Raw genomic sequence first — 12,682 nt, 5'->3', positions numbered from 1 at the left:
TCATGCCGCCTCCTAATCTAATTTCTCAAGCTCAGTAACCATATCTAACATTGCCTGTTTTGAAGGGTTCTCCTCTTGAAGTAATTCCTTCACTTGCCTTATTAGTTTTGAACGCTCTTGAAATTTCTGAAATAATAACAGCTTTTCCTCATATTCCTCGAGCATCGCTTCCGTCCGCTTTATATTATCATAAACGGCCTGACGGCTTACATCATACTCTTCGGCAATTTCACCCAATGAGTAATCATCTAAGTAATAGAGAGACATATAGCTTTGCTGCTTTGGCGTTAACAACGAATAATAGAAATCATAAAGAAAGTTCATTCGCGTTGTCTTTTCAAGCATCATGCCCAGATTCCCTCCAATGCCATTGTTAAGTGAAAAGCCTTTACGAAAGTAAGTTTATACAATCTTACCCTTTCTGTCAAGAAAATATCTTTACAATAACGAAAAGCGGATTTCTCAGAGATTTTTTCTTTTCTTCGCTTCGAGCAGCCGTTTCATCCTGTCTTCTTTTTCTAATTGGCTGACTTTTTGTATGTTTCTCTTTCTATGATTTAAAAGGTTTTGTTCTTGTTTTGGCTGGTCTCCATTTGTTGTTTCTTCGTTCCATTGATCCTTAATTATTTTCCTTGGTTTCTCCGTACTTGACTTATTTTTTTCTTTAGCTTTAGTAAGCTGGTGAAGAGCTGTTGTCCGCCCTTCCTCAACATTCTTTAGTGGTTTCCGGAAAAGCCGGACGAAGAAATAAAATGGCTGAAAACCTAATCTTCTAATCATAATTTCAAGCACAAGCAGCAGGAAGGCTGCTAATAATAGCTGCTGGCTGATGGACTCTTTCTTTTTTTGCCTATCCTTTAAAGGCCTGAATGCTTCTTTCGCCGTTTTTAATTCTTTACCTCCGGTGATTGCGGCCAGTTCTTTTAGCAGCTCCTTATTCGTCCCCTTTAACAAAAATTCTTCCGAATAAGGGACAGTGAACCCCGTTTGGAACAATTGGTCACGCCCATCCCCAGCTGTTTGTTTCACCCGTAAAAAATACATCCCGGGATTATTGGGGAAAGTCACTTCAAATTCTCCTGGTGCAACCGGCTTAGCATTTGTATCCATTACCGAACCATTTTGCGAGACAACTGATACATCAAGGGGTAAAAATTGACCGTCTGCCGCTTTTAAGCGGACTATCGTATTGCCATTCTCTTTTTCCACGGTTAATCGGAACGGTTCACTGTCATATTGCGGCAGTGATTCGGCGGCAAGCATATTAATAAATTGCGGCCAGTTGTCCCATTTTGACCAATCTCCTGACCATTTTCCTGTCATATCGGAGGTAAAGGCAAGTGTGGTACCCAAACCATATTGCCATTCAGCCAAAATAGGATCCTTTTTCTCACTTATCAATGGCAATTTCGCTCTGTTTTTCGCTGTTACCGCGATATAGGCATTCATTTTTGGGATACCCTTTTCAAACATGGGTGTCCACTTTGGATATGGCTGTACGGCAGGGTAAAACGGTTTGTCCTCAATATAGGTTCTTGTTGTCATGACCGTTTCCCTCGAGAGGATGCTGGGAATGACAGATGCATCCGTGACATCATAAAACCGTCCGCTTCCTTGTCCTGCAAGCCCTTCTAAAAGGTTTCGGTCGGCGTCACTTCCGAGAGCGACGGTTGACAATGTAACGTTATTCTTTTTTCCTTCTTCAATCAGAGCTTGATAGTCTCCGCCTGCAGCTGACTGCCCATCCGTTAACAAAATTATGTGCTTTCGTTGCAGCTTTAAATCTTTTAACTCTTGATAAGCCTTTTCTAGTGAAGGATAAATGTTTGTTCCACCGCCGACAGAAACAGAACGGATTTGTTCCATTACCTTTTTTTTGTTTTTGAGCGGGGCGGTTTCGACAATCACCCATGGGCGGTCATCAAAAGCAATAAAGCCGAGGGTATCTTTTTCTCGCAATAAATCGACGGAACGGGCCGCAGCCTCCTTCGCCAAGGTCAGTTTATTCCCGCTCATACTGCCGGAACGGTCAATGACTATCATTAATCCAAGTGATGGCATCTCATTCTTTCCCTTTATATCCATATCAACGGGCAGTAATTTCTCAATTGGTGTCTTAAAATAACCACCGAGGCCAAAGCTATCCTCACCGCCCAGCATGACAAAACCAGTTCCAAATTCCTTGACTGCTTTTTCAATCAAATTCATTTGCTGTTCACTGACCTTTATGCCCGGAACATTATTAAAAATAATGGACTGATACTGTAAAAAACCAGCTAAGGTTGTTGGAAGCTTCTCAGGGTTCAGCCTATCAACCCTTAACCCAGAGGATTGCAGAATATCTGCCACTGGATCTTCCTGATTGCCCTGAACAACTAACACTCTTGGTGTTCCTTTTACATTTGTTACCGCATAAAGAGAATTATTTTCGATAAAAGTATCCTTGTCAGCCGCAATTTCAGCCTTATAAATCGCCATGCCTGTCTCAGATGCAATATTTGTAAATGAAAATTCATTTTGACCTTCTTTTACGGTTACCTGCTCGTGAAGAATATCTTTATCATTTAACGAAATCCTTACATTGGCTTTTTTTTCACTATTACTTACAATCGATAATGTGATGTTTGCTTTTTCACCTTCGTAGATTGCAGGGGGAACTTCCAGCTTTGTAAGAGCCATATCCTCGCGAAACTTTTGCTTAAAATGGACATAATCCACCTCAAGGTTTTGATTTTTTATCAGCCTTGCCGCATCTTTACTGGTACCCGTTGTCTCATTACCATCAGTTAATAACACAATTCTTCCGCCTCGTCCCTTTTTGAACATCGAGGCAGCAAATCCAATTCCTTCTTCCAGATTTGTTTCTCCCGTTTTCATCTTCCCACTAAAAGGTACTGCTGTTGTTTTTTTTGTTGTAAGCGATTGTTCGACCATCGCTCCATCTGCAAACGAGGCAATGGCGAAGGATTGGTTTTCCTTTTTCGCAAGAAGGCTGTCATCAAGCCACCCGAGCGCATCATCTTCTACATTTTCGAAACTTGCCGATCGGTCAACGAGAAAAATGATCGATTCCTCCTTGATAGGCAGCAATAGTTGCGGAATTGTAAGAGCAAAAACAAGTAAGAAAAATAACAGGGTCCTCAGACAGCCAATCCACAGCTTTTCCGGAGTGAATGATTTTCTCATTTGTCTAAAATAAAGAGTCATTAAGAAAAAAACCGGGAGCAATAAAATGAGAAGAATTGGGTACTTAAGCTCTAAACCCACGTCTAAATACCTCCCATTCTGCAATGAGCAAGAGCAGAACCACTGCCGTCAGCCAAATCCACAACGATTCATTCGATTTCAATGTAAGCTCTTTTTTATTCTCCTTCGGATCCTTCAAAATAAATGAAGCTTCCGAATGCGGTCTTTTTTCACGATCATCAAGAAGAACAGAAAAATAATAGACTTGACCTCCTGATATAGCTTGATAGATTCCCGGTTTATATGGGGCTTTAAAATTCTCACTAGCTAGGTCCAGGGTGGATAAACTTTTTCCCGAAGCATTAAAAATTTCCATCCCCGCTTGATGATTTTCAAGCTGGAGCCACTTTTCCTCCCCTGGCTGAAAGTAGCCTAGAAATCCTGATTGGGTTGATAACCACTGATAGCTGTTATAAAGAAAGATCGGAAAACCAGGATGCAGCGGCCAATCCGTATTCTCAAGTGCGAAGTTAAAAATAATGATCGGCTGTCCTTGTCTTGTTCCTGTTTGAATTAACGGGTGATTGCCGCTGGTTACAATCGTTTCCCATTCCCCCTTTATTGGCATAACAGCATATTTTATGTATGTTTTTTCCATATCTACGAATTCAGTGAGACTTGAATTAGTGCTTTGAATCGGCTCCTTTAGCTCAATTGGTTCGCCTGATTTATTGACATATATCACCGGCAATTTCGGCAACTCATCAACCGGAAGCCCTTCCGCAAGAATAATCCCGCCTTCTATTAATCCCGCAGCATTGTTTTGATCTCGCTGCATCGCATGGATGCCCAACGTTTCCAGTGCTTTTATGAAAAAAGGATTTATTTCCCCCAGTGCATAAACGTTTGGATTTAAGTTACTGTACACTGCGGTTAGTTCGTTATCAGCGATATAATGGTCCCCGGATTTGATCTCCGCTTGATAAAACCTGTGCAGCGGCAGGTCAGGCATATTAATTACCACTTGTTTACCGGGAGGAATGGTTACCTCTTGCTGAAAGATTGTTTGATTTTCACTTGTGATGACAAATGGGATTGTTTTCGACTCTTCCATTTGATTTTCTACTACTGCGAGGCCGGAAATTCGATTGTCCTTTCCCGCGACCCCAAATGAAAGAATCGCGATATTATCTTGAACCCCCTTTGCATTATGGATTTCATATGAACCATGTTCTTTTACTTCAGCAAGGTCCTCCTTCTTTATCGCATCTGAAAATAGATGGATGACCGTATTCTGCTGTGAAATAAGTGATTCCGAGAGCTTCACACTCTTTTTGATATTTTCATGTTCATAGGTTACTTGCAGCTCATCAATCATCTTAAGAATGACATTTGGATTTGTTTCCCGGTTCAATACTATTTTGGGTTTAGTTCCAGCAATAATGATGGTCACTTCCTGATTATTTAACCGTTTAGCCATCTGTTTCATCTCTTGCTTTGACTGTTCAAAGAGCGGCTTGTCACCTTTTTGTGCTGACATAGTTGCTGATGTATCAACAATCCAAATAAGCTGATCTCCCCTAACCCCCTTCGAGTGCCAGATCGGCTTTGTTAAAGCAAGCATTAACAATATAAGGGCCGCGATTTGCAGCCAAAAGATGAGATTTTGCTGTAATTTTTGAATCCACGGTGATGCTTTCCACTCATTCATTGCCTGCTGCCATAGGAGATTTGAAGGATTAATAATTTCCTTATACTGTTTCCGAAAAAAATATAATAACACAACAAAGGCGACGAAAATGACGAGTAGAAAAAACAATGGGTTAGCAAAATACATTTCAATCACCTCTGTTAATAAAGCATCCTTTTCGCGGAACACTCATGAAATAAAAACGCTGGGAGGTCAGCATGATCTGTTGTCATTAGATAACTGAAGCCGAACCGGCGGCATAAAAGTTCAAGTTTGTGATTATGCATGTTCAATTGCCTTTGATAGTTTCCTAAGATAAATTCATTCATTGATACCTGTACACTTTCTTTTGATTCACTATCAATCAGCTTTACATCCCCTGTATAAATCGGATTTAATTCGTCCCTGCTTAATAATTGGATCAATGTAACTTCTTGTTTTCTAGCGGCGATGGAACGGAATAATGACTCAAAGGACTCAAGCGGCTCAAGGCCGTCCGTAATGAGAATGGCCAGCTGGTTATTCTTTAACGAATTTTTGTGAAGGTTTTCGGTAAATGTTCCGGAACCCTCATGCAATGGGAACTGAAGAATATCAAAAAACACTTTCTTTGCGTACACGGACCCTTTTCTGCTAACCTTTACAAATGGCTCCGAAGAAACCGGGACAAACGACAAGCGGTCTTCACCTGATAGGGCAATAAAGCTAAAGGAGGCTGCAAGTTCTTTTGCCCGAGCCCACTTTGTTTCTATTGCCTGCATTGAACCAGAGACATCTAAAAAGACCGTTATCGCTAATTCCTGTTCATCTAAAAACCTTTTGATATAATGCTTGTGCGTCCTGCCATAAATATTCCAGTCAATTTGCCGGACATCATCCCCAGGCTGATAAAGTCGATAATCCGAAAATTCAAGTGAAGTTCCAAACTTATTCGCCTGTCTTCTTCCTTTATGAGCGCCAAGCCTTCGTGTCTTTGCCATCAATCTCAGTTTCGCCAGTCTTGCAAGCATGGAGTGCATATGAGCTGTCATACTTGACGTTCTGCCTTTCCTGCTTGTTCCAATACATCTTTAATCAAGTCGTCTGCTGTCACACCGTTTGCTTCTCCCTCAAAATTCAATAATAAACGGTGTCTTAAAACCGGGATGGCTGTCTGTTTTAAGTCTCCCATAGAAATATGGAATCTTCCGGCAAATAATGCTCTCGTTTTTGCCATTTGAATCAGACCCTGTAATCCTCTCGGCCCGCTGCCGAATTGAACGTATTGTTTAACCCTTTCAGGGGCATCTCCCGAAGCAGGGTTAGTCGCATCTATGATGGAGACCGCAATATTTAACAAATCATCTGAGACTAATATTTCCTTTGAAAGCTGCTGCAAGGCTAATACGTCGGAGGCGCTTAAAATTTTCTTTAATTGCGGCACCGCAATACCTGTTGTTCGTAAAGCAATCTCTTTTAGTTCCGCTTTTGTTGGATAATCCACTTGTATTTTACAAATAAAACGGTCCATTTGCGCCTCAGGGAGCGGATAGGTGCCTTCCATATCAATCGGGTTCTGGGTAGCCAGCACAAAAAATGGCTTGGAAAGCTGTTTAGTAGTGCCCATCACCGTTACCGTCTGCTCCGCCATCGCCTCTAACAGGGAACTTTGGGTCTTTGGCGTGGCCCGATTAATTTCATCGGCCAAAATAATATGGCCAAACAATGGCCCCTCATGAAAAACAAACTCCTGCCTGCCGTCTAATCCCGGCTGCAGAATCATCGTGCCGGTAATATCTGACGGCATTAAATCCGGCGTGAATTGAATCCGATTAAATGATAAATCCAGGCAGGCTGAAATTGAGCGGACCAGCATGGTTTTTCCAAGGCCCGGCAGCCCCTCTAATAACGCATGTCCGCCCGAAAAAATACTCCACAGTACTTGATCAATCACTTCCTCTTGACCAACGATAAAATTCTGTAACTCTTCTTTTACCATTTTTAGCTGTTGTGCTGCCGAAATAAATTGATTTTCTTTCTCTTTTAATTGGGACAATTGTCTGTCACTCCTTATTCGGATCAAGCAATAAAAAATAGTTTTTAACGATTTCTTCTAAATCAGAAGGCAGCTTTACCCGATCGGTACTATTTCGATAGGCTTCTGCATAGGTTCCGTATACTTCTTGATAGGAGCGAAGCTGGCCTTTTAAAATAGGCCCATTTCCCTCATACTGTTCCGAGGGGCTGCCATTGCCAATGGCACCTGTATCTGTCTCAAGATTGTCTTTACCGGCTGCTTTCTCCGGAATCGTAAGAAGCTGGCGCGAACCCTGCCCGAGTCCGGCACCACTTCCGGACCCTGTTCCCTTTCCGCTTCCTGTACCCTGACCTGATCCATTGCCATTCCCACTGCCAGTGCCCTGGCCTGATCCATTTCCACTTCCTGTGGCATTGCCAATTCCTTGTGAGCCATTTCCGGCTGATTGCTTTCCTTGACCTCCACCTTGTGAGCCTGTTTTAGAGCTGCCGTTTTTGCCATTTTGCTTGTTTGTCTGACCTCCATTAGACTGGGTGGGGGAATTAAGGGCTACTTGTTGGGGCTGCAATCCGTTTCTAAGCATTTCAGTTTGCAGACTTTCTGCTGCTTCTCCAAGGGCCGCTTGTGCATCAGCAAGCTGATTCATTACATTTTCCGAGTTTAAAGCTTCAGATATCTTCTTTGTCAATTCAGCTAATTCTTTTTCAGAAAGCTGGCGGTTCAAACCCGAGAGCTTGCTGAATGCCTGCTTCTCGCTTTCAGACAAGGAATCAAATTTTTGGTTAAACCGTTCAAGTTCCTTTTTAATTTTTTTCATATCCTCCTCATTAAGTGCAGCTGCCAATTGACTTACATCCATATTTTTTAATTCTTGCTGCAATGAATGAAGCTTTTCCAGTTGTTCTTTTTGCTTCAGTGCTTTTAATTCAAGTTCCTTTTTTTGCTTTTCCAATTCCTCAACTGCTTTCTTGAGTTCAGGACTCTTGGCAATGATCTCCTGCGCCTGTTGGAGAGCTTTTTTCTTTTCCTCGTTCTTTTCTTTATCAATCTTTTCTCCCAGTTTCTTTACGGCCTTCTTTACTATTTTCGATTCCGTTTCTTTGACCACAGCCAATTGCAGGTTTTGATTTGGAAAATACTGAAGAAGGATTGCCAGACCTAACAGCAGTACAGCCATCAAAAGCCATTTGGGCCTAACCTCATGTTTTTTCCTTGATAAAACATGATGCTGTTCTTTCTTCATAAAAGTGAGTGCTTCGGCAAGCTGCAATTTCTGCAGCATGCCATCATCGTCTATAAACGAAAAGGCTGTGATTACACGGTCATCCGGTATATAGTCATTAAAAAGACTTGCCGCCTCCCTATATCCCGGCTGGGACCGCCAACAACGAAAGACAAATACAAGAAGCATGAAGAAACCGCCATACCAAATCATTTCATGATAGTAAGGGATGACAACTATTCGTGCCGCGGATAAAATGAGAACCGAGAAAGCCAAAACAGTTAGCAGCCAGTAATGAAGCTCGGTAATGATTCTATTTCGTAACAACTGCCTTCGTATTGGCTTTAGCAGCTGAAAATAAAGCTGTTTATCCTCCATCTGCCTCAATCCTTATCCATTTGATTTAACTTTCATATTTGGACGGAGTTTTCGAATACTAACAAAAATCATAATAAGAAAGATGATGGTATACGAAATCAAATAGGCTGCCCATAATGGGAAATGGATTCCCATCCCTGCTTGACTGGACAATTCGATGAAAGCAGTCGGTTCCAGAATACCAAACAGAATCATGAGCGGATTCAGCATAACAAAGAAGTATGGGATCGGGTTATTAGCCGTGATCCCCATTTGATTGACAGACATCGTAACCGTGAACAGGAAAGCCGTTCCGGCTGTTAAGAATAAAGTAACACCATACGTACTTACCATCGCAATAATCGTCTTTCGAACCAGTGTGGAGAGAAAGATGCCGATGCTGCCATAGACAAGGATCGTAAAAATATAAAAGCCAAGAATCGTTACGACTTGTCCGGGTGAAATTCCGCCAAACAAGAAGACTATGCTGTATATCGGCATGCTAGCGACAATCATCAATAATAAAAATGAAACTGATGAAATTAACTTCCCAAGAATAATACTGGTGGAACTCTGATTTGTGGTTAATAAAATATTTAATGTTTGCTTCTCCCTTTCCCCGCTAATGACCCCTGCGGTTAAACCGGGTGTAATAAATAGAATTAACCCCATTTGGATAAAAGTCAGCAGCATAAACATCTCCCTGCTTTGATCCGGACGGAACAGCCCCATCGGTGAGTTTTGAGTTTGTAAATAGATAAACCCAATGATTAGGATGGAGAGTGCCAATAAATAAAAAGCTAAACCGAGAAAACTTTTAAAAGAGCGGAACCTCAGCTTAAATTCCTTATTTAAAACAGGATTGAGGAAAAGATTTCTCACGATAGTTCCACTCCTTTCGTAATCTCCATAAATACATCCTCAAGGTTTGTTTCAGTTTCTGAAAAACTGATAATAGGGATATCGTGTGACAGGGCTGCTTTCAACAGCAGTACCTGCTCTTCCACATTTCCGCCAAACATGAATTGGAGCGATTCCCCGTCATCCCTTCTTGCTACTTGACTCACATGCGGTTGATCCTCGAAGAAAAGCACCGCTTTTTCCCACTCACGATACAGCCTGACAATAATTAACTTCTCCCCTTGAAGGCGTTGTTGAATTTCAGTGACAGAGCCCTCTGCCACCAATCGTCCTTGGTCAATAATCCCAATTACATCACACATTTCTGCAAGTTCTGGCAGGATATGTGAAGATATTAAAATCGTTTTGCCCATATTCTTTAATTCTTTCAGGATTTCTCTCATTTCAACCCGTGCCCTCGGATCAAGGCCAGAGGCAGGCTCATCTAGTATCAGGACCTCGGGATCATGAATCAATGATCTTGCCAGGCAAAGTCTTTGCTTCATTCCTCTCGAAAGGACGTCAACATACGAATCCTGTTTATGTGTCAAATTAACTAATTCAAGAAGCTGAGGGATTAATTTCTTTCTTTCGCTCTGGCTGATTCCATAACTTGCACCGTAAAAATCCAAATACTCAACGGCCTTTAATTGATCGTAAACACCGAAGAAATCAGGCATATAGCCAATTTGACTACGGACAGCTTTCGGCTCTTTCGAAATATTATAGCCATTAATATAAGCCGTTCCGGAGCTTGGGGAAAGCAATGTTGCTAATATCGAAAAGGTCGTCGATTTCCCGGCACCATTTTGACCGACAAAACCAAACACGGAGCCTTTGTCAATAGTAAGATTTAAAGAATCAAGCGCGGTAAATTTTCCATACCTTTTCGTTAAGTTAATAATTTCAATCATGAGCTGATTCCCCCCTTTATCGCAAGCGCCGGCATCCTGACGAGAGGGTCACCTTGTCCGGTTTTTATCAATTTGATAGTAATTGTCCCGTCCTCCGATATATATTGATCGAGTTGTTCCTTGATGGTTGTATGGGAATCAGGTAAAGGCAAAAAGGTTCCCGTTGTATGATTTAGGAGTGAATACGTAACATTCCCGCCATACCAAGTAATATCAAGTTCTTGAAAACTCGCTTTTCCGTTCATCAGCTGCTTCGGAAGCTCCAAAACATAGTCATATTCGCCGTCATCAAGTTCCTTTTCGTTGCGGGTTCCTGTCATTTCATTGAACACACCGCCGCGGATGGTGTTGATATAGTTTCGAAACATATCATCCTTAATGGTGAAAGAGCCGCTAATGTTTGTTTGGATATCTAAGGATTGATAGATTAGCGTTAATCCATTCTTAACCGCGTTCTTTCCTTTTAAATCAGCTTTAATAACAGAATCCTTTGTATAGCCATAAAGAATAGGCTGATTTTCTGTTTGGGAATCGTCATATAAAAATTCCACTGCACCGGATTCCATTCTTTCCCTTTTTATTTTATCCACATCTTGCGGAGAACTTGGCATCTGGTAGGAATTCCCCTGACTATACGGTCCGGCTAGATAATCCTGCTCCAATGTTTTATTTACCGTAAGACTCTCCCCGCTTTTCAACGGGCCAAGCTCAATCTTTTTGCTGCCCGACCATATAGTCAACTCTTCAAAGTCATAGGGAAAATGATTGATAATATTCCCTGTTAACTTCTTATTTTCATTGGTTAGTTTTATCTCAAATTGGCCGGCATCTTTCTTTGAAGCCTGGCCATAAAAGGTTCTTAAAGACCAATATTCGACATTTGGAAAAGTGACACGATTAGCGTTTCTGCTATTTTCCAATACGGCATATCGCTTTCCATCCTCCACTGCAATGGAAGATGACCCCGGCACACCGTTGAAGGTTCCTTGCGAAAAATTCAGGTCATAATCGCCGCTTGTATTCGAAAGAAAGCTAAAAGCCTCATAACCATTTAACTGACCATGATCTGCCCTATAGATGCCGGTTTGGTTCATCTGCGGGTTAGCGATTCTGTCTTTTGCCCCAATTGCAAAGATTCCTACTGAGGAAACAAGGGCAACAGCGGCAATAATCCACCAAGCATGCTCCCGTTTATCCAGTCTTTTTAACATGAAATACAATAACGGTGCGAGTACCATGAGATAAATGAACAGGAACAGGCTGATTTGCCCAACGGAAAATTGTGATCCCGCAAAGTATTCATTCATTTCGGCAAATTCATTAAACAACATGTCATAGCGATTTGGGCCGCCTTTTTGAAATTGAACCGGGGTGACCGTATTTAGAATCGGACTTAAAGCAAACCATTGACCATATTCGTTCCAGGAAGAGAGTGGTTCATCACCTAACGAAAAGGCCGTCTGCCATATTTCTCCGGCACCGTATCCTTTATGAACAACCATTGGTATCTCGCCGCTTTTGAGTGCGACTTCCGCTCCCCGATCCAACTCGCCAATAAATACTGGAATGTTCGGAAATGCCGGTTGTGCCGACGCCACTTGGAACATTTTTGTATCTGCGAGTTCCTCTTTATTAGATTTCATTGGCAATTCCTCGTAAAGGCTGCCATAAGAACCCGCTGCATCAGGCGCAGCACCGGCAATCAATATCCCGCCATTTTGAATCCACTTGAGGATTGCTTGCTGTTGTGATTTTTTCAGTTTAGAAACGCTAAACTCATCAATTAATATGTAATCAAACAATGCTAAGCCTAGTTCGTCTTCAGGAATCATCTCTTCAGTTAATACGATTGATTCAAGATGATTTGTTGTTGCCATCACCTTTAATTCTTTTAAACGGTCGGCATTCTCACTTAACATCCCTAATGTTCTGCCATCCGGATCCAGATATTTGGGCTTTAGGATTTTATCTCCGGCGAAGGCTTGCTCATTCCCATCTTTCCAGCTGCCTTTATATAAAAAGATCGTCTGCTTTATTTGCCAATTATTGAAATATTCTTCTGAAAAACCTGGTAATGACATCGTATAAGTTTTTTTGCTTCCCTTTGGTACATCAATGGACAATATCTTTGCCCCGCTGGAATTATATGTTGAAGCAAAATTGAAAAGAAGATCACCGGTGAAATCTGCTCCGCTATTTTCAACCATTACTTGAACAGGAAAGCCGCGGTCGCTTTTCACTTTTCCATCGAATCCTTCTTTGACAGAAATTTTAATAAAACCAGCTTCTGCTTCAGCTGGAACTGCTGCTTGACACAAGAAAAACACACACATGAGTAAAATAAAACACAGCCTTTTCTTTAACAAAAAGATTCCCCCTAAAAACCTCTCAGATCT

General features: G+C 41.6%; 9 protein-coding genes. All 9 read right to left on the bottom strand.

Annotated features, from left to right (window positions below; all coding sequences use genetic code 11):
* Positions 1 to 12 precede the first annotated feature (12 nt).
* The 9 genes from FAY30_RS09075 to FAY30_RS09035 all read right to left on the bottom strand — a co-directional run bounded on the left by FAY30_RS09075 (position 13) and on the right by FAY30_RS09035 (position 12,652).
* A complete protein-coding gene (locus FAY30_RS09075; protein WP_149872647.1) occupies positions 13 to 345 on the bottom strand; it encodes a putative DNA-binding protein in 333 nt (110 codons plus the stop codon).
* A 117-nt stretch (positions 346 to 462) separates the two neighbouring features.
* A complete protein-coding gene (locus FAY30_RS09070) occupies positions 463 to 3,267 on the bottom strand; it encodes a VWA domain-containing protein (protein WP_149869572.1) in 2,805 nt (934 codons plus the stop codon).
* Positions 3,251 to 5,023: a vWA domain-containing protein gene (locus tag FAY30_RS09065; protein ID WP_190284853.1), complete on the bottom strand. Its 1,773-nt coding sequence runs from the start codon at positions 5,021 to 5,023 to the stop codon at positions 3,251 to 3,253. Before FAY30_RS09065 ends, FAY30_RS09070 begins: the two co-directional genes overlap by 17 nt.
* Positions 5,024 to 5,037: 14 nt before the next feature.
* On the bottom strand, positions 5,038 to 5,907 hold the full coding sequence (locus FAY30_RS09060) for a DUF58 domain-containing protein (protein WP_149869570.1): 870 nt from the start codon (positions 5,905 to 5,907) through the stop codon (positions 5,038 to 5,040).
* Positions 5,904 to 6,911, bottom strand: coding sequence for an AAA family ATPase (locus FAY30_RS09055; RefSeq protein WP_149869569.1), 1,008 nt, complete (start codon positions 6,909 to 6,911; stop codon positions 5,904 to 5,906). Before FAY30_RS09055 ends, FAY30_RS09060 begins: the two co-directional genes overlap by 4 nt.
* A 7-nt stretch (positions 6,912 to 6,918) precedes the next feature.
* On the bottom strand, positions 6,919 to 8,493 hold the full coding sequence (locus FAY30_RS09050; protein ID WP_149869568.1) for a DUF8809 domain-containing protein: 1,575 nt from the start codon (positions 8,491 to 8,493) through the stop codon (positions 6,919 to 6,921).
* Positions 8,494 to 8,505: 12 nt separating this feature from the next.
* The gene (locus FAY30_RS09045) at positions 8,506 to 9,354 is read right to left on the bottom strand and encodes an ABC transporter permease (protein WP_149869567.1); all 849 of its coding nucleotides are present in this window, start codon (positions 9,352 to 9,354) and stop codon (positions 8,506 to 8,508) included.
* Positions 9,351 to 10,286 (bottom strand): ABC transporter ATP-binding protein, encoded by a 936-nt coding sequence (locus FAY30_RS09040; RefSeq protein ID WP_149869566.1) that lies wholly within the window; start codon positions 10,284 to 10,286, stop codon positions 9,351 to 9,353. Before FAY30_RS09040 ends, FAY30_RS09045 begins: the two co-directional genes overlap by 4 nt.
* Positions 10,283 to 12,652 (bottom strand): DUF8725 domain-containing protein, encoded by a 2,370-nt coding sequence (locus tag FAY30_RS09035; RefSeq protein WP_149869565.1) that lies wholly within the window; start codon positions 12,650 to 12,652, stop codon positions 10,283 to 10,285. The genes FAY30_RS09040 and FAY30_RS09035 overlap by 4 nt, the downstream gene beginning before the upstream one ends.
* Between the last annotated feature and the right edge of the window lie 30 nt (positions 12,653 to 12,682).

Source organism: Bacillus sp. S3 (assembly GCF_005154805.1).
GTDB lineage: Bacteria > Bacillota > Bacilli > Bacillales > Cytobacillaceae > Neobacillus.
The sequence above is the reverse complement of the archived record's forward strand: the minus strand, read 5'-3'. Positions and strand labels throughout refer to the sequence as shown.